Source organism: Sphingobacterium sp. UBA5996, from assembly GCF_002429765.1.
Classification (GTDB): domain Bacteria; phylum Bacteroidota; class Bacteroidia; order Sphingobacteriales; family Sphingobacteriaceae; genus Sphingobacterium.
This window is the reverse complement of sequence record NZ_DJAS01000024.1, coordinates 187,425-211,180: the sequence shown is the minus strand read 5'-3', so window position 1 is coordinate 211,180 and position 23,756 is coordinate 187,425. Positions and strand designations below refer to the sequence as shown.

General features: G+C 39.7%; 20 protein-coding genes. 10 read left to right on the top strand and 10 right to left on the bottom strand.

Annotated elements, in window-relative coordinates:
• Nucleotides 1-37: 37 nt before the first annotated feature.
• On the bottom strand, nucleotides 38-1,984 hold the full coding sequence (locus B3E00_RS19365) for a KUP/HAK/KT family potassium transporter (RefSeq protein ID WP_293885326.1): 1,947 nt from the start codon (nucleotides 1,982-1,984) through the stop codon (nucleotides 38-40).
• 260 nt (nucleotides 1,985-2,244) lie between these two features.
• Between B3E00_RS19365 and B3E00_RS19360 the strand changes: the two genes are divergently transcribed.
• Complete coding sequence (locus B3E00_RS19360) at nucleotides 2,245-2,679, top strand: T9SS type A sorting domain-containing protein (protein WP_293939725.1); 435 nt, start codon at nucleotides 2,245-2,247, stop codon at nucleotides 2,677-2,679.
• 84 nt (nucleotides 2,680-2,763) lie between these two features.
• Here B3E00_RS19360 and ispG read toward each other — a convergent pair whose 3' ends face one another.
• Nucleotides 2,764-4,770 carry a (E)-4-hydroxy-3-methylbut-2-enyl-diphosphate synthase gene (gene ispG / locus B3E00_RS19355; RefSeq protein ID WP_293939723.1) on the bottom strand — a complete coding sequence of 669 codons (2,007 nt, stop codon included), beginning with the start codon at nucleotides 4,768-4,770 and terminating at the stop codon, nucleotides 2,764-2,766.
• Between the two features lie 45 nt (nucleotides 4,771-4,815).
• Complete coding sequence (locus B3E00_RS19350) at nucleotides 4,816-5,766, bottom strand: LiaI-LiaF-like domain-containing protein (protein WP_293885320.1); 951 nt, start codon at nucleotides 5,764-5,766, stop codon at nucleotides 4,816-4,818.
• Nucleotides 5,767-6,012: 246 nt separating this feature from the next.
• On the opposite strand from B3E00_RS19350, the gene B3E00_RS19345 reads away from it, so the two are divergent.
• The 3 genes from B3E00_RS19345 (at nucleotide 6,013) to B3E00_RS19335 (ending at nucleotide 8,527) form a co-directional block, all read left to right on the top strand.
• Nucleotides 6,013-6,747 carry an MlaE family ABC transporter permease gene (locus B3E00_RS19345; protein ID WP_293885318.1) on the top strand — a complete coding sequence of 245 codons (735 nt, stop codon included), beginning with the start codon at nucleotides 6,013-6,015 and terminating at the stop codon, nucleotides 6,745-6,747.
• 9 nt (nucleotides 6,748-6,756) lie between these two features.
• The gene (locus B3E00_RS19340) at nucleotides 6,757-7,512 is read left to right on the top strand and encodes an ABC transporter ATP-binding protein (protein WP_209581341.1); all 756 of its coding nucleotides are present in this window, start codon (nucleotides 6,757-6,759) and stop codon (nucleotides 7,510-7,512) included.
• A gap of 109 nt (nucleotides 7,513-7,621) precedes the next feature.
• Nucleotides 7,622-8,527 carry a class I SAM-dependent methyltransferase gene (locus B3E00_RS19335; protein ID WP_293885316.1) on the top strand — a complete coding sequence of 302 codons (906 nt, stop codon included), beginning with the start codon at nucleotides 7,622-7,624 and terminating at the stop codon, nucleotides 8,525-8,527.
• 88 nt (nucleotides 8,528-8,615) lie between these two features.
• Here the strand turns inward: B3E00_RS19335 and B3E00_RS19330 are convergent, their stop codons facing one another.
• The 3 genes from B3E00_RS19330 to B3E00_RS19320 all read right to left on the bottom strand — a co-directional run bounded on the left by B3E00_RS19330 (nucleotide 8,616) and on the right by B3E00_RS19320 (nucleotide 13,212).
• Nucleotides 8,616-10,394 (bottom strand): hypothetical protein, encoded by a 1,779-nt coding sequence (locus B3E00_RS19330; RefSeq protein WP_293885314.1) that lies wholly within the window; start codon nucleotides 10,392-10,394, stop codon nucleotides 8,616-8,618.
• Nucleotides 10,395-10,477: 83 nt separating this feature from the next.
• On the bottom strand, nucleotides 10,478-11,320 hold the full coding sequence (purU, locus tag B3E00_RS19325) for a formyltetrahydrofolate deformylase (RefSeq protein ID WP_293888792.1): 843 nt from the start codon (nucleotides 11,318-11,320) through the stop codon (nucleotides 10,478-10,480).
• Nucleotides 11,321-11,358: 38 nt separating this feature from the next.
• Entirely contained in the window at nucleotides 11,359-13,212 is a 1,854-nt protein-coding gene (locus B3E00_RS19320) for a DNA topoisomerase IV subunit B (protein ID WP_209581351.1), read from the bottom strand.
• A 178-nt stretch (nucleotides 13,213-13,390) separates the two neighbouring features.
• On the opposite strand from B3E00_RS19320, the gene B3E00_RS19315 reads away from it, so the two are divergent.
• On the top strand, nucleotides 13,391-14,539 hold the full coding sequence (locus tag B3E00_RS19315) for an SPFH domain-containing protein (RefSeq protein WP_293939721.1): 1,149 nt from the start codon (nucleotides 13,391-13,393) through the stop codon (nucleotides 14,537-14,539).
• A gap of 24 nt (nucleotides 14,540-14,563) precedes the next feature.
• Nucleotides 14,564-15,673: a zinc finger domain-containing protein gene (locus tag B3E00_RS19310; protein ID WP_293885308.1), complete on the top strand. Its 1,110-nt coding sequence runs from the start codon at nucleotides 14,564-14,566 to the stop codon at nucleotides 15,671-15,673.
• 72 nt (nucleotides 15,674-15,745) lie between these two features.
• Here the strand turns inward: B3E00_RS19310 and B3E00_RS19305 are convergent, their stop codons facing one another.
• From B3E00_RS19305 to B3E00_RS19290, 4 genes are all read right to left on the bottom strand, one after another.
• Nucleotides 15,746-16,738, bottom strand: coding sequence for a hypothetical protein (locus B3E00_RS19305; protein ID WP_293888797.1), 993 nt, complete (start codon nucleotides 16,736-16,738; stop codon nucleotides 15,746-15,748).
• A 26-nt stretch (nucleotides 16,739-16,764) separates the two neighbouring features.
• Nucleotides 16,765-17,874 (bottom strand): hypothetical protein, encoded by a 1,110-nt coding sequence (locus B3E00_RS19300; RefSeq protein WP_209581360.1) that lies wholly within the window; start codon nucleotides 17,872-17,874, stop codon nucleotides 16,765-16,767.
• A 10-nt stretch (nucleotides 17,875-17,884) separates the two neighbouring features.
• Nucleotides 17,885-18,625: a hypothetical protein gene (locus tag B3E00_RS19295; RefSeq protein WP_293885305.1), complete on the bottom strand. Its 741-nt coding sequence runs from the start codon at nucleotides 18,623-18,625 to the stop codon at nucleotides 17,885-17,887.
• Between the two features lie 227 nt (nucleotides 18,626-18,852).
• Nucleotides 18,853-19,350 (bottom strand): phosphoheptose isomerase, encoded by a 498-nt coding sequence (locus tag B3E00_RS19290; RefSeq protein WP_209581364.1) that lies wholly within the window; start codon nucleotides 19,348-19,350, stop codon nucleotides 18,853-18,855.
• Between the two features lie 195 nt (nucleotides 19,351-19,545).
• On the opposite strand from B3E00_RS19290, the gene B3E00_RS19285 reads away from it, so the two are divergent.
• The 4 genes from B3E00_RS19285 (at nucleotide 19,546) to atpB (ending at nucleotide 23,754) form a co-directional block, all read left to right on the top strand.
• A complete protein-coding gene (locus B3E00_RS19285) occupies nucleotides 19,546-21,771 on the top strand; it encodes a helix-turn-helix domain-containing protein (protein ID WP_293939720.1) in 2,226 nt (741 codons plus the stop codon).
• A gap of 83 nt (nucleotides 21,772-21,854) precedes the next feature.
• Nucleotides 21,855-22,070, top strand: a complete 216-nt coding sequence (locus B3E00_RS22265) for an AtpZ/AtpI family protein (RefSeq protein ID WP_209581368.1) — start codon at nucleotides 21,855-21,857, stop codon at nucleotides 22,068-22,070.
• Nucleotides 22,067-22,453 (top strand): hypothetical protein, encoded by a 387-nt coding sequence (locus tag B3E00_RS19280; protein ID WP_293885301.1) that lies wholly within the window; start codon nucleotides 22,067-22,069, stop codon nucleotides 22,451-22,453. The genes B3E00_RS22265 and B3E00_RS19280 overlap by 4 nt, the downstream gene beginning before the upstream one ends.
• 104 nt (nucleotides 22,454-22,557) lie before the next feature.
• Nucleotides 22,558-23,754: a F0F1 ATP synthase subunit A gene (gene atpB, locus B3E00_RS19275; protein ID WP_293885299.1), complete on the top strand. Its 1,197-nt coding sequence runs from the start codon at nucleotides 22,558-22,560 to the stop codon at nucleotides 23,752-23,754.
• Nucleotides 23,755-23,756 lie beyond the last annotated feature (2 nt).

Genomic DNA, 23,756 nt, shown 5'->3' with positions numbered 1-23,756 from the left:
TAAAAAAGGTGATGCTTTGGCATCACCTTGAGAAGTATTAATCTTTGCGTATGAGATGGACTTCTGAAGTCTGCGGAAAATTGAGCGGTACGCGCTCTATCGTAACAAAACTGGAATCTAAACCGAAACCTTTTTCTTCGGATAAGCTCATTTTTTTGAGGTAACCATAGATGTCCATAATAACCTTTTCTATCCATGTCATCTGATTGGTTTTGGAAAGTACTTTTTCTAAAACAACAAATTTAAAATCGCCTGGTATATTATGTTTACGTAAGGTATCGTACTGGCTAGTGATGTCAATTTCACCTTTTTTCACCATTTCTTCCACAACTTTTCTAAACAATAAACTGATGCGTTGCTCTTCTCTAAAGCCAAGTTTGAAATCAATTCGTATTAACTTCCCTGGGATAAGTTGATCGATCGAATATTCTTTGGTGTGTGGATGATCCATCACGTCAACATGTACCAGCCAATAGACGTCAGCCCGCTTTGGTTTTTTATTTATAATGGAATAAATAATTTTAGCTTCTATCTCTGATTTAAAATTTGCGCTTGTTAGGTACACTAAATGCGATGCATATGGTGGAACAGATTTGTCTTCGCTTAATTCTGAGATGATGGGGTAATATTTGTTAATATTGATAAAGTTGACATAGCGATTTTTAATTTTTCGCGCTGTATACCAACAGTACATCGTTACGAATAATGCCGTGGCAAGCATCAGGGTTAACCAGCCTCCGTGGGCAATTTTTACCCCATTTCCGACTAAGAAAGTTATCTCGATGACAAAGTAGGCGATCAAGAATAGGGCAATCACTGCTCGATTGACTTTTTTCATCGACAGAAAATAACCCATTAAGACTGTCGTCATCAAAACGGTTAGATTGATCGCGAGACCATAGGCTGCATCCATTCGGCTTGATTCTTCGAAAACCCAGATGACAATCATACAGCCTATCCATAAAATTAAATTTATGGAAGGAACATACAGCTGTCCTTTATGTTCGCTTGGATAGCGGATAGCAACTTTAGGCCATATATTCAATCGCACTGCTTCGGAAATCAATGTATAAGATCCGGATATCATGGCTTGACTCGCTATGACGGCCGCAATTGTCGCAATAGCGATACCATAGCCGATAAACCAATCGGGCATGATCGAGTAGAAGGGGTTTGATCCTCCTAGAACACGTCCCTCCTGGGTCAATAACCAGGCACCTTGTCCGAAATAATTTAATATCAGCGTGATCTTTACATAAATCCAGCTAATACGGATATTGTTTTTACCACAGTGCCCCATATCCGAATATAAAGCCTCGGCTCCGGTAGTACATAAAAACACCGCGCCAATCAATAATAGCGAATGCGGGTACGTAATCAGAATATGAAAGGCATAATAGGGGTTGATTGCTTTCATCACTTCCGGTGCAAGGTGGAGATGGGATAAACCAAGCACGCCAATAATTGAAAACCAGATGGTCATCAGCGGTCCAAAAACCTTTCCAACAACGGATGTTCCAAATCGCTGAATAATAAATAACAAGGATATGATTGTAACGACGATAGGAACTGTAGGTAACCCTGGGAATTTGATGTCTAGACCTTCAATAGCCGAAGATATTGTAATTGCAGGTGTGATCATTCCATCAGCCAATAAGGTGGCTGCACCTATCATCGCAGGGAAGATCAACCAAGGTGCGCGCTTACGTACCAAAGAATAAAGGGATAAGATGCCACCTTCACCTTTATTGTCTGCCCGTAGTGTAATCCAAACGTATTTAATCGTTGTTTGGAGGGTCAGCGTCCAAAAAACGCAGGATAGTCCTCCCAAGACCAGGTCTTTTTGGATGGCTCCTTGTCCCATGATTGCTTTGAAAACGTATAATGGGGAAGTTCCTATATCTCCAAAAACAATTCCTAAACTGATCAATAATCCGGCGAAACTCACCTTATTGATACTGCTGTGATGACTATTGTCTGCCATTTATCAATTATTTTATTTCAAAAATATACTGCAAAAATATACTTTTTGCCTGTACTTTAAGTAAGTACATTTGCTGCGCCAAATTTTAGCATTTCCTTTGACATGCGCAATAGCTGTTAAAATTTGTTAAAAGAAACTTGGAAAGGCTCTTCTTGATAAAAAACTTTTAAACAAAATACTAACTTTGTTGTTGATAATTCAAATAGTTAGCGTTATATTTGATTAAACCGTAACCAGTATTTGAAGTCTAATTTAACACTATGGGGAGAAATCTACTTAAAGCAGCTTTTTTAACACTATTATCCGCACTGACATTGTGCAGTGGAGGGGCTCGGGTGTATGCAAAGTCTCCTTATGACCCTACTTTTTCGCAACATATTTGGGACGGCAATGAGGCATTCGGAGGTGATAAAACGATCAAAGAGACCGAGAAATTGATCAATAATGTTAAAGTATTCTATAATCCGATTGCTGAACAGATAAACCTTTCTTTTAAATTGGCAAAATCCTCGGGTGTTTCTATCAAAGTCATGGACGCATTGGGCAATGAGATTCTTCAATTAATGAATGGTAATCTGGATTCGGGAATTCAAAATCTTTCTTTTGAGCATGGCGGAAAATTAACCACAGGATTTTACTTCGTAAGGATAGTGGCTGGTTCTGAAACTGTTGTTAAAAGATTTTCTATTCGATAAGGAGATAATTTACAGCGTAATTCGTTAGTATACAAAAACAGCAGCGGNNCCGCTGCTGTTTTTGTATACTTTTAGTTGTAGGCTTTAGTCTTGTAATTCTTCGATCCAAAGGCCATCATCTTTAATGATTTTGATCAATTCGTCCAAGGCATGTGCAGAACTCACATTTTTCTTGACAACCTGCTGGCCCCTGTACAATGTAACTTTATCAGGTCCCGCTCCAACATAGCCATAGTCTGCATCAGCCATTTCACCAGGGCCATTAACAATGCAGCCCATGATACCAATTTTTAACCCTTTTAAATGGTTCGTGCGGCTTCGAATCATTTGAGTAGTTTCTTGTAGATCAAACAAGGTTCTGCCACAGCTTGGGCAGGATATATATTCGGTCTTGGATATTCTGGATCGTGTTGCCTGCAAAATTCCGAAAGATAATGAGGCTATGTTTTCTAATGCTGTTGCAGGAGAATCAATCCAGATTCCCGATCCTAAGCCATCGATCAATAGCGCCCCTAGATCTGTCGATGCATAAAGCTGTATTTTGGAGATAGGTTCTTCGGGATTCATATATTCACCAATAGGGCCTGAGAAGTCTTCTTTTGGATAGGAGCGTTTGATAATGACGGGATTGTTGATGCCTATTTCCTGTAAATTACGGAAAAATTGCCTTTGATCTGCCATTCCGTGCAAGTAATCGGTTTCTACTATAAATACGACAGTTTTGTCAAGCTGTAAAGATTCAAACAATGGGGTCAATAAATCTGAATTGCAGATTTTGACCATATTCAACACCTTATCTTTATGGTCCGATGCTATGAATTGGTCCAAGGTAAAGAGGGGATGAATGTTGGTTTTATCCGCAAGTTTGAACCAGGTGTCGTAGTTGTAAATTTGCTTCAGGTTGGCTGGCATGGTGAAAGACGGTAAAGTATCTGCGAGATAGACAAAGTCTACAGACTGCTCCCCCATGTGATATTTATCTAACAGGATATCATAGCGATAGCCAACTTTGGTGAGTATCTGGGCGTCTTTCAAATTTTCTTTTGAGATATCAACGACAATCCTGGGAACTAAAGCCCCTCCGATGAATGTATTTACTTCTTGGCTGGTATAAGGGACAACGGGTGTGTCTGTGGATAATTGAACAATTTCTTGTTTGGGCTGGAGCTCGAGGTTTGCCTGCCGTTTGCTATATCGATTGACAAGTGCTATTGCAACAGGGGCTTCGCGTTCGGGCTCTTCGGTTAACGATACGCGTACAGTATCTCCCAGTCCATCCTCCAGCAGTGTTCCAATGCCGACGGCAGATTTTACACGACCGTCTTCACCGTCTCCGGCTTCGGTTACTCCGAGATGTAGCGGATAGTTCATGTTTTCGGAAACCATTTTTTCGACCAACAAACGGTAGGCTTTAACCATGACCTGCGGATTGGATGATTTCATCGAGATACAGAGATTATAAAAATTTAGGTCTTCGCACATCCGGATAAACTCCATGGCCGATTCGACCATGCCTTCAGGCGTATCGCCATAATGGCTCATAATTCTGTCGGATAAGGAACCATGGTTGGTGCCAATGCGCATGGCGGTACCGTTTTCTTTACAAATATTGACAAGTGGTGAAAATTTGTGATAAATGCGCTCCAATTCGAGTTTATATTCAGCTTCGGTATACGACAGCTGATCGAATTTTTTCTTGTCCGCATAGTTTCCGGGGTTGACCCTTACTTTTTCTACGATACGGGCGGCTACCTCGGCAGCATTCGGTGTAAAATGAATGTCAGCAACCAAAGGAACTTGATATCCTCTTCGCCGGAGTTCATTCTTTATATTGGCTAAATTATGTGCTTCTTTAATACTGGGAGCGGTAATACGAACGTATTCGCAGCCCGCTTCGACCATCCGAATGGTCTGTTCAACTGACCCAATCGTATCCATCGTATCTACCGTTGTCATACTTTGAATACGAATGGGATTATTGCCACCCATGGGGGTATCACCGATTTGAATTTCCCTTGTTTTCCATCTCGAATAATCTACCTTGGAATTGCAATAGATTCCAGGCAATGTCAACATATTACTTGTGTCCATATCTAACACAAAGTTAACTTTTCTTGACTAAAAATCGGCTGTCAATTAATATCTTCTAATTTTTATTGATGCAATACCACCGTTGATGTCAAAATCGAATTTTTGAGTAGCTGTTTCGTAATTTATCGATTTTACCTCTCCTTCGCTTTTGAGGAAATCGCCCTCATAATCTGTAGATGATAACGCATTGTCGCTTGTAATACGGCAGGCAGCGTTTTTTGGGATCATGATTTCGATAGAGGAGGCTCCGGCGTCTATTGAAATTTTTGTTGTAGCTAGTGGCTGACCTAATTTTAGTTTTAAACTTGTTGCACCGGCATCGATATCTAATGCCTCTATTTTATAGGGGGAAAGATCCAGCTTGGCATCGATCGCGCCGACATCAAAATTCAGGTTCCATACGATGTTGGGGTTTAAAGCAATAAAAGTATTATTATTTTTGCTATTGAAATCCTTGTTTTGGAATTTCCCTTTTAAGTTGATGTCAACTTTTTCGGTAGACTCTCCATTTACTGTTACGCCCAGTAAATATTCTTTTGAGGTATTATATGCCGAGAAGATATGTGACGTCGTGCTGCTATCATTTCTTAATGAGGTGGCGCCCAAATCAAGATTTAAGGTAGCACTATGGATTTTATCGTCCAGTGGTACGTTTAGCTTTTCTGTCGTATAATTCGTTTTATCATTTGGATCATCGTTATATTTGACGCCAAGGGTTTTACTTTTTAATAGCTGTGTTAAAAGTGGTTCTTTGGGTGTAGATAGGCCGATGTATGTCAGAAAACCTAAAATGACCACGGTAGAGCCAATGGTAACAAATTGTCCAATCTGTTGATCTTTGGGTACCAGCATACGAATTCCGGCAAGAACGATGAACAGCGGCCAATATCTAAAAATACCGGCCCAATTGAATGAAATTGTGTCAAGCTGTGACAATAATAAGACAACGCCTATAAAGAGAATGGTGATACCAGTTGTTATTCTTCGTGTATTCATAACTAATTCTGTTTGTTAATATATCTCAAAAGTAATTTGATTTGAGAGATACCGTATGAATGTTTAGGCTATTATACATAAAAAATCGGTAAATGTGACTAATTGATCGGTAAGTAATTTCGTTTTTCCTTTACTTTTTGGCTTTTCGCTTGTTTATATATTAGCGGGAATTAATTACCTTTAATGGATATCTCGGCTTAATATAGTCCTATAATTGACGTAATACATTGAAATTAAATAGATAACATGATCTTTCATCACATTGGTGCATATCTCATACTCCTTAAATCAGTATTTAAAAGACCGGAGAAGAGCCGGATTTATTGGAAGGAAACCGTATTGGCAATGACCGATATTGGTATTGGCTCGCTCGGCCTGATCGTCATTATCTCCACGTTTATTGGTGCTGTTATGACCATGCAAATAGCCTTTCAGATGGTTTCGGACTTGATCCCTAATTCGATTATAGGTTCTATCAATCGGGATTCAAATATCTTGGAATTGGGGCCAACGATCTCTGGATTGGTTTTAATGGGGAAAATTGGTTCGTCCATATCTTCACAGATTGGATCTATGCGTGTTACAGAGCAGATTGATGCCTTGGAAATTATGGGGATCAATGCTCCTGGCTATCTGATTTTGCCCAAAATTTTGGCTGGTGTCACCATGATTCCAATGTTGGTTATTATTTCCATCGTGTGCGCCCTGGTGGGCGGCTTGTTGGGGGGATCCCTTTCGGGAGCGGTTACGCAGGCCGATTATATTTTGGGGATTCAAGATGGCTTTAATGGTTTTACCGTAACGGTGGCGCTTGTGAAGGCAGTGGTCTTTGGATTTATTATTACATCGGTTTCTGCTTATAAAGGATATCATGTGAAGGGCGGGGCTTTGGAAGTTGGGCAGGCGAGCACGGAAGCTGTTGTGGTAGGCTGTATTACCATTCTAGCGGCGGATTATGTAATTACGGCACTAATGCTTTAAAAAGATTTTATGATTCAAATCGAAGATATTAACAAGTCGTTTGGTGATAATCATGTGCTGAAAGGTATCAGCGCGAATTTTGAACCCGGTAAAGTAAGTTTGATTATTGGTGGTTCGGGGTCGGGAAAGAGCACCTTACTGAAGTGTATCGTGGGGTTACATCAACCGGAAAAAGGAAAGGTCATTTTTGACGGCAAAGATTTTACACGGATGAATTTTGAAGAACGTGTTCCCATTCGTAAAGAAATAGGTATGCTTTTTCAGAATTCAGCATTATTTGACTCAATGACTGTTGAACAAAATATTATGTTTTCTTTGGATATGTTTACGGACATGTCGAAAGCGGAGAAATTAGACCGGGCAAACCATTGTCTAGAACAGGTTAATCTGGAGGGAAGGAATAAGCTATTTCCTGCCGAGCTCTCTGGTGGGATGAAAAAGCGGGTAGGTATTGCGCGTGCAATCAGTATGAATCCCAAATACCTTTTTTGTGATGAGCCTAATTCGGGTCTGGACCCTGAAACTTCTATTGTTATCGATGAGTTGGTTTTGAAGATTACCCAAGAATTAAAATGTACAACAGTTGTTGTTACGCATGATATGAATTCTGTGATGGGAATAGGGGAATATATTTTGTTTCTTTACCAAGGGGCGAAATTTTGGGAAGGTTCCAATAAGGATATGATGCGCTCGGATGTGAAAGAATTAAACAACTTTGTCTTTGCAAGTCCATTGATGAAAAGTGCTAAGGCCTCAATGGGGTAATAGTGGGTAAGATGATTGTTTTAGTGCGCCCGATTTTAGGCGTTGATCAGGGTTAGGATCATGCAGATTTCTTTTATATTGAAATTTAGCTTAGTTTTGTCGGAAAATTTTGATTTTGGCAGCAACAAATATACAACTATTGACTCCACAGCATTGGAGGGACTATGAACTCATTGATTGTGGTGATTTTGAAAAATTGGAACGCTTTGGTGATTTAATTCTGATCAGACCAGAGCCTCAGGCTGTATGGCCTAAGGCGTTGAGTGAAGCAGAGTGGAACAAGCGTTATCATATCAAATTCAAAGGTCGTTCGGCTACTTCTGGAGAATGGTTGAAGAAAAATCCGAAGGTTCAGGACCGTTGGCACATCGAATATAAAAATAGCGACGTGGCCATCAAATTTAGATTGGGCCTCACATCTTTTAAACACGTCGGGATATTTCCGGAACAGGCTGTAAATTGGGACTATATTTCGGAATCTGTTCGTTCATTTAAGACGGAAAAACCAAAGGTTCTCAATCTTTTTGCATACACGGGAGGAGCATCTTTAATAGCGAAAGCTGCTGGCGCGGATACAACTCACGTGGATTCGATTAAACAGGTTGTTACCTGGGCGAATGAAAATATGGAAATTTCCAACTTGGATAACATTCGCTGGGTTGTTGAGGATGCGTTAAAGTTTGTGAAGCGTGAACTGAAAAGAGGTAATACCTATAATGGAATTATTTTGGATCCACCAGCTTATGGACATGGCCCGAAAGGCGAGAAATGGAAATTAGAAGACCACATTATGGAAATGATGACAGAGGTTGTTCAACTATTGGATCCTAAAGAACATTTCTTGATTTTAAATACGTATTCTTTAGGTTTCTCTTCGGTTATTGTGGAAAATTTAATTAAGACTGCTTTTCCGAAGGTTGAAAACTTAGAAATAGGCGAGCTATTTTTACAAGCAACTGCAGGGCCGAAACTTCCACTTGGCGTATTTGGTAAATTCCGTAAGATAGCGAAGTAAGACGGTCAAAAGATTGCTTATAACAAACACGGGGCGCNNGCGCCCCGTGTTTGTTATAAGATACAATTGTTTTAATATGCATTAGGCATTACATATGGATATCCTTCAACCGTAACGATGCTAGTTCCAACTGCTTTGGAATAGCTGTAATGATGTTCTGTGGGATATGTGATAAGTGTTGAGCTAGCTCGTCATAGTAAGCAATTCCAGCTTGTAACTGCGCTTTAAACTTGGCTACGTACTTTATCTTTTTATCATTAATGATGTTTTGATTGTCTGTTACATATTTTTGAATATGATCAATATAAAGGTTGAGCTCGTTGATCAGGACAAATGGCCGATTGTTATTTTCAAAGACTGAGATACGGCCATAGATATGGTCTATCATTTCCCGTAAAGTATATTGTTTTTTAAACCAGACGAGATTTGGACCCGGGCAAATGGCTACGGCAGTCTGTTCTTTAGTCTTCTGGATATTGTATTTGAGATAGGCAGGCGCTGCGAGCCCTTCACAGAGGCAGGTTTTTTCGGTAATGGCCTCAAAAGCTTTTTCGTATTCAACAGCAGGCAGGTTCTGTTGTTTTAGTTCCTGTATCTTTTGATGTTGATATACGCGTGATGCGGTACAGATGGGCTTGTCACTGAATTCTGTGTTGGAAATAAGATATTCTTTTTTGCAGGGGCTACCAGGACGGCCTTTTTTAATTCGTTCCACTCGTAAGTGCTCAGCGCCACTTTTTCTGAAGTTGTTGAAAGGAATCCCTAATGGAGATGCTCCACTGCAGTAGAAGTCTTCTTTTTCGGCAAGTTCCAATGCTTTCAACGTTTCTTGATCTACCGTGGTTGCTTCGGGTACCATTAGAAATGGAGATCCCCAGCCCACAGCATCAAATCCATAATAATCTAATAAAAATTGATGTTCTGAAGCGGTACCCACCCCGCCTTGAACCGTATATTTGATAACGGGAGGTATGGTTAGAAAGCGCTTTTGAGCAGTCCAATAATCTTGGTATATCTCGAAAAGTTCGGCTTTTAAACTTTCTTTCTTTTCTTTAAATTCTTGAAGGATTGGACCTAGAAGAAAGCCATCCGTTGCGAAAGCATGTCCACCACAGTTCAAACCGGATTCTATTCTGAATTCAGATACCCAAACCCCTCGTTTGGCGAGATATTTTGCCTGAATGAGTGCCGATCGGAAATCACTTACTTTTAATGTGACCTTTTTGTCGAACATACTTTCATTATCGGGGAAGAAAGCTGGCAATTCAGCAAGGTAAGCATATAAGTGTGGATTCATTCCGGCAGAAAGGATAAGCGAAGAATGAAGATTGGAATTTGCAAAGCCACGTAAGGCTGCTAGTGCATCAGAAAAGCGCTCGTCCAATACCTTGCCATCTTTATAATTTATCTTGTCAACTTTGGACATGATATTAACATCAATGTCACCCGGTTTTAGATAAGTGATCAATAAGTCTTGGAGTTCGGTCTTAATGGCCAGATTCGTTTCAATTTCCATAGCGTGATACAGTGGCTTGGATGGATGTGAATCTGGTAGAAGCTGAAAGTATTTTGCCAATTCGGAACCTTCTGTAAAGGGTTGATGTTTTAAGGCTGTAATTTGTTTATTGACCACAAATTGTACCATATTGAGGTATGCGGTGATTCTATTTGCCCGATAGTCTTCTTCAGATGTGAGGATCGGTTGATAGGGGATTTGATATTCTCCACAGTAATAGCAGCGCATGCGCTCGATTAGTTCATCGTCAACGATAGACATCACGGAGGAGATTCCGTACTGTGCAACCTTAATTGCGGAATCGATGGAGAAAGCTAAGCCTAATACGGGGATATGAAAAGTATGCGTCATTCTTAAATATTTCTTTTACGAAATAATGGAGAATAACGCTAAAAAAAAGTAATGATTGTTTTATGGGGAGATGATTGTAATCACTATTCAAATACAATTGTTTTGTAGTCGTTGCGCATGACACGATCCTCGCTAAGCAAGCGAATTGCCCGGCTTAAAACGGCTTTTTCTATTTCCTTTCCGGCAGTAACCATATCTTTTACAGTGTAGGTGTGGTTGACATGCCGTATGTCCTGGACGATGATTGGGCCTTCATCAAGTTGGTCGGTCACGAAATGGGCTGTGGCTCCAATAATCTTAACACCTCTTGCATGTGCCTGTTTATAGGGGTTGGCGCCGATAAATGCCGGTAGGAAGGAATGGTGGATGTTAACCAATTTATTCTCAAAGGTGCCAACAAACTCTGGTGATAAGATCCGCATGAATTTAGCTAAAATAATATAATCGAAATTATATTGTTTGATTTTTGCTATCAGTTGTTTTTCGAACGTTTCCTTTGTCAGGTTTTCATGTGAGATACAGTGAAAAGGAATGTCGAACTTTTCTGTAAAAGAGCGTAGCGATTCATAATTGCCAATGACAGCCTGCACTTCGGCTCCCCAAGTTTCGAAATGCTGTCGTACGAGTATGTCTGCAAGGCAGTGATGCTCTTTGGTCACCAAGACGACAATCTTTTTTCGGGTATTGGGGTTGATCTGTATTTGAGCAGAGGCAGGAAGAACCTCAGCCAAGGAGTCGGAAAGTTGTTTTTGCTCAATTACTAGACCGTTACAGACCACACGCACGAAGAATTTATTGGCTTCTTCATCTACATATTCGCGCATGGTGACAATATTGAGCTGATATTTTGCAAGCGTGTTTGAGATGTTAGCGACTAGTCCAACGGCATCTTGACATTGGATCAGAATTAAGGTTTGGTTGTGCATGAAATTTGGTTGTAGGTTATTGAAAAAAGCGGGCTATCTTAACCCGCTTTTTTTGTTAGTTCTTCTTCAAGGTCAACTTCAACACGTAGATTTTCGACGATATGTTTTTGTCTATCTGGCGTGTTTTTACCCATGTAATATTCTAATAATTGTTGAATTTTATTGTCTTTGGACAAGATAACAGGATCGAGGCGGATATCTTTTCCGATAAATAAACCAAACTCGGAAGGTGATATTTCACCCAGACCTTTGAATCGGGTGATTTCGGGTTTAGCGCCTAATTTTGCGATTGCTTTTTGCCGTTCTTCGTCTGAATAACAATAAATTGTTTCCTTTTTATTGCGGACACGGAAAAGTGGGGTCTGCAAAATGGAAACGTGGCCCGCTTTAACGAGGTCTGGGAAGAACTGTAAGAAAAACGTTAATAATAGCAAACGGATGTGCATTCCGTCCACGTCGGCATCGGTAGCGATAACGATATTGTTGTAACGTAATCCATCTAGACCATCTTCAATATTGAGTGCATGTTGCAAAAGATTGAATTCTTCGTTTTCATAAACAATCTTTTTGGACATTCCATAAGAGTTAAGCGGTTTTCCTTTTAGGCTAAATACGGCTTGAGTCTGTACGTCGCGTGATTTGGTGATCGAACCAGAAGCAGAATCCCCCTCGGTAATAAACAGTGTTGTTTCTTGGTTACGTTCATTTTTATCGCTAAAATGCACTTTACAGTCGCGTAGTTTACGGTTATGAAGAGAGGCTTTTTTTGCCCTTTCGTTGGCCAGTTTTTTAATACCCGCGATGTCCTTACGCTCACGTTCGGATTGCAGTATTCGTTTCTGAAGGGCATCTGCCGTGGCTGGATTTTTATGCAGGTAATCATCCAGTGCCTTTTTTACAAAGTCATTAATGAAGCCCCTTACAGTAGGGCCTTCAGGACCGACACTTTGTGAGCCCAATTTTGTTTTAGTTTGAGATTCGAAAACAGGCTCTTGTACTTTGATGGCTATTGCTCCGATGATTGACGACCGAATATCCGATGCATCAAATTCTTTTTTGTAGAATTCGCGGATTGTTTTGACGAGTGCTTCACGAAATGCTGCCTGATGTGTTCCTCCTTGGGTTGTATGTTGTCCGTTTACGAAGGAATAATATTCCTCTCCATATTGTTGCCCATGCGTCATGGCAATTTCAATGTCTTCACCACGTAGGTGAATAATTGGATAGCGCATGGATTCGGCATCAATATTACGTTCCAATAAATCTTTTAGACCATGCTCGGAAATAAATTTCTGATTATTGAAATTAATGGTAAGACCAGAATTCAGGAACACATAATTCCAGATCATGTTTTCAACAAATTCAAGTCTGTATTTATAATTCCGGAAAATGGAGTCGTCCGGATAGAACGTTACCGCTGTGCCATTTCGTTGCGTTGTTTCTTTTTGTTCATCATGGACTAACTCTCCCTTAGAGAATTGAGCGATGCGGGTAATATTTTGTCGATAGGACTGTACGGTGAACTGACTAGACAAAGCGTTCACTGCTTTTGTACCGACCCCATTTAAACCGACGGACTTTTGGAAAGCCTTACTATCATATTTACCACCTGTATTGATTTTAGAAACAACATCAACTACAGAACCAATTGGAATACCACGTCCATAATCGCGTACGGAAACTTTATTCTCGTTTACCGTGATATCAATTGTTTTACCAGCTCCCATAACAAACTCATCTATGGAGTTGTCAACGACCTCTTTCAATAAAACATAAATACCATCATCATAGGCCGAACCGTCCCCCAACTTTCCAATGTACATTCCCGGACGAAGGCGAATATGCTCTTTCCAATCCAGGGACCTAATGCTGTCTTCGTTATATGTACTCATAAATTTATGTAGAACTTAGCTAACAAAAGTAAAAAAAATAAACTACGATAAGTAGTTTAAAAGGCTAAATTTTTTAGATATCCGCAGTTTATGTCCATATGGTGAAAATTGCTGGTTTGCCGGGAAATGTTTACATTTAGTGTAAGTAATTTTAAAGCGAATTTAAAGCGAATAATTTATGGGATTATTTGATAAAATCAGGAATGAGTTTGTCGATATTATCGAATGGGTCGATAATAGTACAGATACAATTGTGTGGAAATTTCCAAGGTATCAGAATGAAATAAAAATGGGCGCACAGTTGACCGTAAGGGAAGGACAAGCTGCTGTATTTTTAAACGAAGGTGTGGTGGCTGATGTCTTTCAGCCCGGTCGTTATGAATTGACGACTCAAAACATGCCGATCATGACAACCATTAGGGGCTGGAAGTATGGATTCAATAGTCCTTTCAAAGCGGATGTTTATTTTGTGAATCTTCGTCAATTTGTTAATCAGAAATGGGGTACCAAAAATCCAATCATGTTGCGGGATCCTGAATTTGGCCCCATTCGACTCCGAGCTTTCGGTAATTTCTCCTTTCAAGTGAAAGATGTTACTGTTTTTATGAAACAGCTTGTTTCAACGACGCCGGTATTTACGGTTGAAGATATCACAGAGCAGCTTCGAAACATTGCGGTATCGAGAGGGATGGATGCTATTGCGGAGTCCAAAATTCCTGCTTTGGATCTTGCATCCAACTACGATGAAGTGTCGGCCTTGATACAGCAGAAAATTGCATCCGATTTTGATGAGTTGGGGTTAAGTTTAACGAAGTTTTTAATTGAGAATATTTCTTTCCCAGAGGAAGTTGAAAAGGCACTTGATAAGCGAAGTAGCATGGGAGTTGTTGGTAATCTTGGGGTATATGCTCAATTTCAAGCTGCTAATTCGATGGAGAAAGCTGCAGAGAATCCAGCTAGTGGAGGTATCGTCGGCGCGGGTTTTGGCGCTGGATTGGGGGCAGGAATGGTTGGTCAGATGGGAAATATCTTTCAACAAAATAGTTTTGATGGAAACAATCCAACTGGAGTAGGGGGCGCAGGTGCTTCTTCTACACCCGCGGGTCCACCGCCGCTACCTAACAGCGTAGTTTATTATCTCGCGATTAAAGGAAAACAGGAAGGACCATTTGATCATGAGCAATTGAGTAGCCTTGTCAAGGATGGCACGCTGAATACAGCTACCCTAGTGTGGAGAGAAGGACTTGAGAACTGGATTGAAGCTGATAAGGTGAGCGATTTGAAAGGACTTTTTTCACAGATTCCGCCTCCAATACCGGGAGTTTAGGAAAGAAACGCATGACTGTACTGTATGAGTTTTGAAGAAAAAACCTCCGAGATAGAACAAGGACTGAAATGTCAGGGTTGTGGTGCAATTTTGACTTATCAGCCCGGTACTTCCTATTTAGCATGTTCCTATTGTGGAACCAGAAATGAAATAGCTGATCAGTTGCCAGAAAATGGGCGTATTGAATCAACGGATTATAAGGTCTTTGGAGCCGCGATGGAAGAACTCGAAGATGACCGATATAGTTATTTAGCTGAGGTTGTGCATTGCGGAAACTGTGGTGCAAATTCAAGGTTAAATGCTCACGTCACAGCGGATTTATGTGCTTTTTGTGCTTCACCATTGGTCATTGACCATCAGCAAAAACGTATTGTAAAACCGCATGGTGTTGTTCCTTTCGGTGTTGACTATAAAAGTGCCTTTGGGCTATTGACGCAATGGGCCGGGAAGGTATGGTTTGCACCGAATGACTTTAAGCGGATTTTTAACGCTAGGAATGACCGTCTAAAGGGGGTATACATTCCTTTTTGGTCTTATGATGCAGATGTGAACTCTGATTACGTTGGATCCCGAGGTGAGTATTATTATGTGACAAGGACGCGGCGTAATTCGGATGGCGAAACAGAAGAATACGAAGAAAGACGAACCAATTGGTATCCAACTTCGGGTACTGTTTATAGCCAATTCAAGGATATTGTTATTTCTGGATCAACCTCCCTTCCGGAAAAGTTTTCCGAAAAGATCGGGCCGTGGAATTTAGGTTATCTAAGACCTTTCAATGAGCAGTATTTGAGTGGTTTTATCGCGGAAACTTTCAGTGTAGATCATGTGAAAGCAGCAACAACTGCACGAGCGATTATGGACCGGGAAATCGAGCGACAGGTTGAGAACGACATCGGTGGCGATACGCAGGATATCGATTCCATTGACAGTGATTTTAAATCCATTAAATTGAAATACATTCTTTTGCCCATTTGGTTATCTGCTTATCAATACAAGGGAAAGAGTTATCAGATCATGGTTAATGCATTTAACGGTAAAGTTTACGGGCAACGGCCTTATAGCTTTTGGAAAATAGCTTTTTTGGTATTAGCGATCCTTATTGTTCTGTATTTATTAAGCTTTATGGGATAACAAATAGGTTAGTAAAAGAAAGCGCTGTCCTCAAACGAAGAGAACAGCGCTTTTTTGTATGCTAAAAGGTGCCTATTTGTTCAACGATAGTAGGAATCCAATGGTAAAGTTGGCATCCCAGTCAAAAACAAAGGTATCGCAGTTGGTCGCATCTTTAATTGCTTTATAAATGTTAACGCCGCTTTTTGTTTTTATTTTATCTGCGTTGTAGGAAGCTGGGTCGTTCAGAACGGTAAAACGTTCTTCACCTTGGCGCGTTTGTGAGGCAAGTTCAAAAGGAACGCCCCCTATAATAAAACAAACTTCTCTTTTATTTTCAGGAATCTTTTCACCTAATTTTTTTACTTCTGCATAGACAGCATCATCTTTGAGATCTTTCTCATAGTACTTTGCTCCAGGTGCTTCGACAGATTTTGTATCGCCATCGATCCATGAAATTTTTGTGTTACCAGACCCGATGTCAACAACAAATGCATTGTCTTCATATGCTTTTGGAAGGACCGATTTTAATGCAAGCTTTCCTTCTTGCTCTGCTGTAACCAAGTTGACCACAAAGCCCATTTTTCTAAGTTCACTACTAATGATAGTTGTTTTGGGTTCCTTTTGCGCTCCAGAGCTAATGACGAAATGTATGTTTTTCGATTTAACACCTTTATCCAGCATCATGCCGATATAGTCTTTTAATCCTTTGCGAATATCCTCGGTATTTGCCAATCCTTCATAAGCAAAAGACTTTCCAAAATCTTTGGAAACGATTTCCCAACGATTCTCTTTATCCATATTCACGACGAAGGAATTGAAACCAGAGGCGCCCACTTCAACCACTCCTTTGTATTCACCGTCAACAGGCTTTTCAGGTTGATAGTTGAATGAACGAGTGTCTTTCGAGCCCGATGAGTGGTTTGAATCCGCATTTTTGTGACTGGTTGAGTCTGTTTGTACAGTAGGGTTAGCATCAAATTTGCCCGATTGCATTGCCCAGTAACCGATTGCCAGAATAGGTAAGGCAATAATAATTGCTTTTATAGGCCATCTTAATCTTGCCCATGTTGATTTTTCTTCCATAATGTTGAAGTAATATAATTTTATAGTTAATCAAGTAGTGTAAATCCTTTATCCACTTTCTCTTCGGGCTTGAGCTCGTAGCTGGCGTCTGTCATCTGCGTTACATTCAACACCTTCAGATTACGTTCGTCTACTTTGCGGATGAATTCTTCCAGTTCACCCTGCGTTGGCGCTCCGCCGACAGTGATGTTGTTGTTTTGATCCAAGAAATCCAAATTGGACCGAATAGATGCTATATTTTGACTAATGGCACCTGTTGCGGCATTCATCGCTTCCTGAAAAGCCCAGCCATCTTTGATATTGAATACATCTGCAAGGCCGTCGGTGGCATTTTTCATTTTTTGGGTCGCTTCTAGCTTCTTGGAAATAATAGAAATGCTGCTATCTAAGGTGCTAACATAAATTCGGGCGGCACTTTCATTGTCTTTGAGTACTTCCAACACTTTAGCAAACTGATTGGCATATTGGACGTAGCTGCGCGCATTTTGCTCTTCTGATTCTCCTTCTTTTCCTAATAAAAAGGCTTTAGTACGGGTTTCTTTAGCATCTCTGGCATAAGCATTTGCTTTTTCTGCGTTATTTTTACTCGCTTCTTCTTTTGATTTTTCGTCGAGATTAGCTGCCTCTGCTGTAAAACGTTTGGCATACGTATATTTTTCTTCCGCAGTTTTCTGTGCTGTTTCGCCACTTTGAATCATATCAATGCGAACTCCATCGACATTGCTAATTTTTTCCTTTACTCGTTTCAGCGTGTCTTTTGCATCTCTTGATAGCAATTGTAGGGTCTCTATTGGGTTATTTCTAATGATTGATTTTTCTCCTTTAAAGAGTAAAACGGTGCCAAGGCGATGCAGTAGTGCGATGATTTTGGGGGCTAACAACAATAAGGTAATCAGGATAATACTAAATATGACAAAAAGTATGCTTTTTCCAGCATACTCCAACATAATCGGTAAATATTTGAAAAATGCAAATGCGCCACCGAGTAAAATTGCCCAAAAGAAAACCTTTGACGCAGTTTTTTTTGCTTCTGGGGATTGTAGCTGTGCAGGCAGATGATCGCCCAATACTTGAAATATCGGAAGTTGCGTCTTTATCTCAGCGGGAATGTTAACATATTGATCTTTTCTTTCCATTGATTTATTTTTATGTTATTGATTGATTAATCATACGCAATGCCGTATTGATTTCGGTAACGACCTCATCAACGGCTGCACTGCCGATGTTTATTTTTTGTTCAATGTCTTTAATTTTGGGTTCGTACTTTTCATTAATTTGCCCCAAAGCGAGCTGTTTTTTCTGTAAATCATCTTGCAATTTTGCAATATTTTCCGTTATTGTTTTGATTTCAGCATTCAGATTTGCAATCTCCAAGGTTCGGTCCTGTTCAGTCTTTTTCTTTTCAGCCTGTTTCTGTTCCGATTCTTTGGCAATGGTTTCTTTGAGTTTATTAGCATAATTTGTGCCAGTTGCTATCAATTTTTCTCTGGACAACGAACTGTCTACAAATTTAAGCGAGGTATAAGCTGCTTTGAGGGTGTTTTCCTCGACTTTACCCATTGCTGCTGCAGCATTCCATACCTCAAAAAAGTCTACCCCTTGTTCATTTAGTTTTTCCAGGATAGCATAGACCTTTAATTTCATTTCTTTAAGGTCGGTAGTTCCATCGTTGGCCGTTATGGGTATTGGGGGAGGTGTTTTTCCAGTTGTTGGCGGAGCTGGAGAATAGGATGGTTCCTTATAAGGGGTGTTTGGAATAGCATTTGGTGCAGGCGCCGATGGCGTTTGTGGGTGCTGGTTTTGTTGAGGTTGATCATCTTCAAAAATTAATTTCTTCAGACTGTTTAATATACCAGATCCTCTTTTAGTGTCGTCGTTGCTCATCATGTCATAGTTGCTTATATCTTTACTAAAATAATAAAAATTACTATTCTCTACTGGATTGACCGATAGAAAATCTATAATGGATGGGAAGAGCTATAGGCTGACATGAAAAGATGAAATTCTATTTTAGGGACTGAATTAGCTCTACGGGCATTGTAGACGGCTAAAAAAAGAGCGATAGCCAATCAATAATTGGTTATCGCTCTTTTGTTCATGGCGGTTATTGAATATTATCTGCCAAAATCATCCTGTACGCGAACGATATCGTCTTCGTCAGAAGGGTTGTTGGCATCTGTATGTTGCCAAATTTCTGCTAAAATACCGAATCCGTCCAATCCAATTAAACGGTGACGTTGTCCTTGGCGCAATCGGATTGTTTCCCCTTCTTTCAATGTAGATACAACAGATTCTTCATCTGTGTCAGAAACCATAACCCCTACGTTACCTTGGATAACCCGCCAGATTTCAGCCCGACGGTGGTGATATTGCCAAGATAGTCTTTTATCCGGTGCAACAATTAGAATTTTAGGACTTAATTTTCCGGATATTCTTAATTCTTGTACATCCATTCCGCCGAAATATTCATCGGCAAATTCCTGCGCCTGCGATTCGTCAATGACGAAAAATCCACCCCAAGGACGCGCTGCATCTGATTTATCGATACGAAAACCTTTGGAAGTCAGCATTTCCTGTACATTTTCAAACAATGCAATTTTATCTATAGCCATATTACAATTCTAAAAATTTGTTATTCGTTAATTTAGCAGCTAAATATAAAAAAAATCTATTAATAATTTAAGTTAACCGTTTTAGCAATATTTACATGCCGACTATAGTCGTTTCTTTGGTCGTGCTCAATCGCCATGTGCCGGGTAAAGTTAAAAATGAAATTGCTAATTTTGTGATCAATCTAATTTCAGGATATGTCAAACTTTCAAGTCGATCGGGAAAATACTGCATTTATGCAGGCTGTTGCTTTCGTTAACCAAACGAATCAAAACGTATTTATTACAGGGAAGGCAGGTACCGGAAAGACGACGTTTTTGAAGTATATAAAGGAGCATAGTTACAAGAAGATGGCGATTACGGCACCTACTGGCGTTGCGGCGATGAACGCAGGCGGAACGACTTTGCACTCTTTATTTTGGCTTCCTTTTGGAACTTTTATAGAAGATTATGAGTTGCGGTGGGATGAGCAGGATAGTCATATTTACAATAAATCACGTCTTTTTAGCACGATTAAACTGACGAAGCAACGCCGGGCGATTTTGCATGAACTTGAACTTTTAGTGATTGATGAGGTCTCGATGGTTCGCGCAGATACCTTGGATGCGATTAATGTTATCCTTCAATCTGTTCGTCGCGATATGCGGCCTTTTGGCGGATTGCAGGTGTTGTTTATCGGAGACTTGTACCAGTTGCCGCCTGTCGTGAAAGATGCAGAGTGGAATGTATTAAAAGATCATTACTCTTCTGTTTTCTTCTTCAATGCCAAGATATTGAGAGATAATCCTTTGGTGATGTTAGAACTTAATAAGATCTATCGTCAGCAAGATGAGGGCTTTATTTCCATTTTGAATGCGATACGAAACAATCAATGTACAAGTGATATGCTCAAGACCCTAAATGGTTACTATCAGCAGGACTTTGTTCCAAATGAAGCAGAGCAATATATTACATTGACCTCTCATAATCGAAATGCCGATGAAATAAACGGTGCTAAATTGGCATCATTATCTGGTAAAATGTTAAACCTTAAAGCGGTAGTAAAGGATGATTTTGCACAGGGCTCCTATCCTGCAGAGGAAACATTGTCATTGAAAATAGGAGCACAGGTCATGTTTATTCGCAACGATTCGGGAGATGAACGTAAGTATTATAATGGTAAGATAGGTACGGTAAAGGACATAGACACTGTGCAAGGAACTGTAACGGTTACCTTTCCTGATGGATCGGAGTCCGTAAGCGTTAAAAGGGAAACCTGGGAGAATATCCGTTATAATTATGATAAGGGGCAGGATCAGATCAAGGAGGAAATTTTAGGTACATTTTCACAATTTCCGCTTCGGCTCGCCTGGGCGATCACTATCCATAAAAGTCAGGGCTTAACATTTGAAAAAGCAATCATTGATGCGGGTACCTCTTTTGCAGCAGGTCAGGTTTATGTTGCATTGAGCCGTTTAACGAGTTTAGATGGACTTGTATTAAAGTCTATCATTCCTTCTTATGCCATTCGTACCGATTATCAGGTCGTTGAGTTTGCACAGCGCGCGCAGGCGCAGCCTGATATCAATTCGATTCTGGAGCAGTGTCAACGGAATTACCTTGGTCAGATTTTAATGCACGGTTTTCGGTGGGATGGCTTATTGGCGGAGACGTCTGATTTATTGAAGTCGCTCGAAGAACGTAACATTGATGGTAAGGAACAAGCGGTATTGTTTTTTCAGCAACTCGTCAAGCACCTGCAAATGCAAGAGAAAGTTGCCCATAAGTTTATCGTTGTTTTATATGATTTATTACGTGATAAAAATGCAATTGATTACGATGTTATCTGTGAGCGTTCTACCGCGGCAGTCAATTGGTTTTTGCCAAAAATGGATACCGATCTGATTGATGCGTTGAACAAACATATTGAAGAATATCAGATACGAAAACGTACCAAGAAATATATTGACGAGCTCAAAGCGCTATTGCTTGATTACAAGCGAAAACGCGAACAGTTGCAGCATTGTCTGCTTATTGCTGCTACACTATCCAAGCGGGAAGATTTTCAAACGGCCATGTTGGATGTAGCTGCCAGTGTGAAGACCAAAGAGAAAGATGATTTGGCTGCACAAACTGCAGAGGAAGAAGGGCCTAGAAAATTAGATACCAAAGAGATTTCTCTAGAAATGTTTAAGGATGGAATGAGCATTGCTGATATAGCAGGTAAGCGCGGGATGGTTGCAGGCACTATTTACGGACATTTGATTACCTTTGTAGGTACAGAAGTGGAGGCTACAGACTTGATCGAGCAAGAGAAGTTGGATCGTATACTAGAGGTGATCCGGACAAACCCGGATAAATCGTCTTCTGAACTTAAAATGCTTTTGGGGACAGATATAGACTACCCAGATATTAAAATTGGACAAAAAGTTTTGGGATTGTAGGCAATAAGGATTTATGATGTATATTTGTAACAAATATTGTGATGTAGTTTGTTGAGAGCCCATTGATAACCTTACGATTTCTTATGGAAGACAAGAAAGATCCTAACAAGTGGCTTGTGTTGACAACTATTTCTACTCAAATGGTTTTTACCATTTACGTATTTTATTTATTAGGAGATTGGTTGGACGGCAAGTTTCATAGTGATAACCAATTATGGATGAAAATCTGTACCCTTGCTGGGATTGGGATTTCTCTCTACCAGGTCATTAGACAAGTGAATCGATTAAACGATAGATGATAGTATATTTAAAGCAGGCACTTATTTTATTTTTTGTTGCGGTATTGGTATTTGCCCTTCATTTCTTTTTGTTAAAATCTTTTGATGGAATACAAAATCTTGACGATCTACATTTTCCATTGTATGAAATATATGTTTTTCAATTGATTTTATCGATTATTATTATGGCAGGAGTGCGTTACTTTTCGCAGCAATTCCCACCATATGTCGGTTTTATTTTCTTAGGATTATTGACGTTAAAATTTGTCCTAAATTATTTGTATATCCATAGCGGGCTAGCAAAACCACATGCTGATATTTTAAAATATAACTATTTGATCGTTGTCGTTTTATTCCTTTTGTACGATGTTGGATTTGCTTATAAGGCTTTAAACAAATCCTAAGGGAGAAAACGATAGTTTTTTCAAAAAAATGTAATATTAAAGTAGCTTTTGTGCTTTATATGTAGTATTTTCGCAAAAATTTTAAATAACATAATAGTAGTATCGTGAGTCTTAAAAGAACACTTCAATTTTTAGCAGTTATTCTGTTTGCAGTTGCGCCATTTTTAACAAAGGCCAATGAGAATGCACACGGAGAAAAATCGCAGGCTGAGGAAATCAATAGCCATATTGAGCATCACTTACAAGATGATTATTATTTTAGCTTCTTTTCCGACGAAGAGACAGGTAAGCATTTTGGCTTTTCGTTGCCAGTTATTTTGATTGACAATGGCTTGAAAGTTTTTATGGCTTCTGCATTTGATCACGGTAATAAGGTTGCTGAGGTTGATGGTCAATACTATGCATTATACCATGGGAAAATTTATAAGACCGATGCTACTGGTAATTTAGCTGGTCATGAATACCTCAAAAATGCCGATGGTAGTTATGTTATGACTGTAAACGAGAATGGAAAGGAAGTGAAAAAGGAATTTGAAACTTCTTATGTTGTCGGTTCTCATGAAATTCATGAAGCTACAGATTTTCATCCGTCTGTAGACATGCCTTTAGATTTTTCGATCACAAAGAGTGTTGTAGGTTTATTTTTGGCTGCGTTTTTAATGTTTTGGGCATTTATAAGTTTGGCTAAAACTTATAAAAAAGGTGCTAACAACTTACCTAAAGGTGTAGGACGTGTATTAGAGCCTTTGGTTATCTATGTGCGTGATGAGATGGCAATTCCAAACATTGGTCATCGTTATAAAGAATTTATGCCCTATTTATTGTCTGTATTTTTCTTGATCTGGATTTTGAACTTGGTTGGTTTGACACCACTAGGCTTTAACGTGACAGGTAACATTACAGTAACATTATGTTTGGCTCTCTTTACTTTTTTAATTGTAAATATCAAAGCAAACGCAAACTATTGGAAACACATTTTCTGGATGCCAGGTGTTCCTGTTCCATTTAAATTCGTTTTGGCACCAATTGAAGTGTTGGGGTTGTTTACAAAGCCATTTTCATTGATGGTTCGTTTGTTTGCAAATATTACAGCTGGTCACACGGTTGTGATGGGATTGATTGCGATTGTTTATTTATTGCAACACCAATTGACAGTGGTGGGTAGTATCGGTGTTTCCATGTTCTTAACGATCTTCTTGATGGTTATTGAATTATTAGTTGCCTTCTTACAAGCGTTTATTTTTACGATGTTGTCATCCTTGTTTATCGGTATGGCTGTTGAAGAACATCACGATCATTAATT

What these genes read in the sequence shown, in the direction of transcription:
- B3E00_RS19315 (WP_293939721.1), top strand. Translation starts at nt 13,391, where the DNA reads ATGGGATTATTTGATAAAATCAGGAATGAGTTTGTCGATATTATCGAA.
- B3E00_RS19340 (WP_209581341.1), top strand. Translation starts at nt 6,757, where the DNA reads ATGATTCAAATCGAAGATATTAACAAGTCGTTTGGTGATAATCATGTG.
- B3E00_RS19330 (WP_293885314.1), bottom strand. Translation starts at nt 10,394, where the DNA reads ATGACGCATACTTTTCATATCCCCGTATTAGGCTTAGCTTTCTCCATC.
- B3E00_RS19365 (WP_293885326.1), bottom strand. Translation starts at nt 1,984, where the DNA reads ATGGCAGACAATAGTCATCACAGCAGTATCAATAAGGTGAGTTTCGCC.
- B3E00_RS19345 (WP_293885318.1), top strand. Translation starts at nt 6,013, where the DNA reads ATGATCTTTCATCACATTGGTGCATATCTCATACTCCTTAAATCAGTA.
- ispG (WP_293939723.1), bottom strand. Translation starts at nt 4,770, where the DNA reads ATGGACACAAGTAATATGTTGACATTGCCTGGAATCTATTGCAATTCC.
- B3E00_RS19310 (WP_293885308.1), top strand. Translation starts at nt 14,564, where the DNA reads ATGAGTTTTGAAGAAAAAACCTCCGAGATAGAACAAGGACTGAAATGT.
- B3E00_RS19280 (WP_293885301.1), top strand. Translation starts at nt 22,067, where the DNA reads ATGATAGTATATTTAAAGCAGGCACTTATTTTATTTTTTGTTGCGGTA.
- B3E00_RS19350 (WP_293885320.1), bottom strand. Translation starts at nt 5,766, where the DNA reads ATGAATACACGAAGAATAACAACTGGTATCACCATTCTCTTTATAGGC.
- B3E00_RS19305 (WP_293888797.1), bottom strand. Translation starts at nt 16,738, where the DNA reads ATGGAAGAAAAATCAACATGGGCAAGATTAAGATGGCCTATAAAAGCA.
- B3E00_RS19285 (WP_293939720.1), top strand. Translation starts at nt 19,546, where the DNA reads ATGTCAAACTTTCAAGTCGATCGGGAAAATACTGCATTTATGCAGGCT.
- B3E00_RS19360 (WP_293939725.1), top strand. Translation starts at nt 2,245, where the DNA reads ATGGGGAGAAATCTACTTAAAGCAGCTTTTTTAACACTATTATCCGCA.
- B3E00_RS19300 (WP_209581360.1), bottom strand. Translation starts at nt 17,874, where the DNA reads ATGGAAAGAAAAGATCAATATGTTAACATTCCCGCTGAGATAAAGACG.
- B3E00_RS19290 (WP_209581364.1), bottom strand. Translation starts at nt 19,350, where the DNA reads ATGGCTATAGATAAAATTGCATTGTTTGAAAATGTACAGGAAATGCTG.
- purU (WP_293888792.1), bottom strand. Translation starts at nt 11,320, where the DNA reads ATGCACAACCAAACCTTAATTCTGATCCAATGTCAAGATGCCGTTGGA.
- B3E00_RS19320 (WP_209581351.1), bottom strand. Translation starts at nt 13,212, where the DNA reads ATGAGTACATATAACGAAGACAGCATTAGGTCCCTGGATTGGAAAGAG.
- B3E00_RS19295 (WP_293885305.1), bottom strand. Translation starts at nt 18,625, where the DNA reads ATGATGAGCAACGACGACACTAAAAGAGGATCTGGTATATTAAACAGT.
- B3E00_RS22265 (WP_209581368.1), top strand. Translation starts at nt 21,855, where the DNA reads ATGGAAGACAAGAAAGATCCTAACAAGTGGCTTGTGTTGACAACTATT.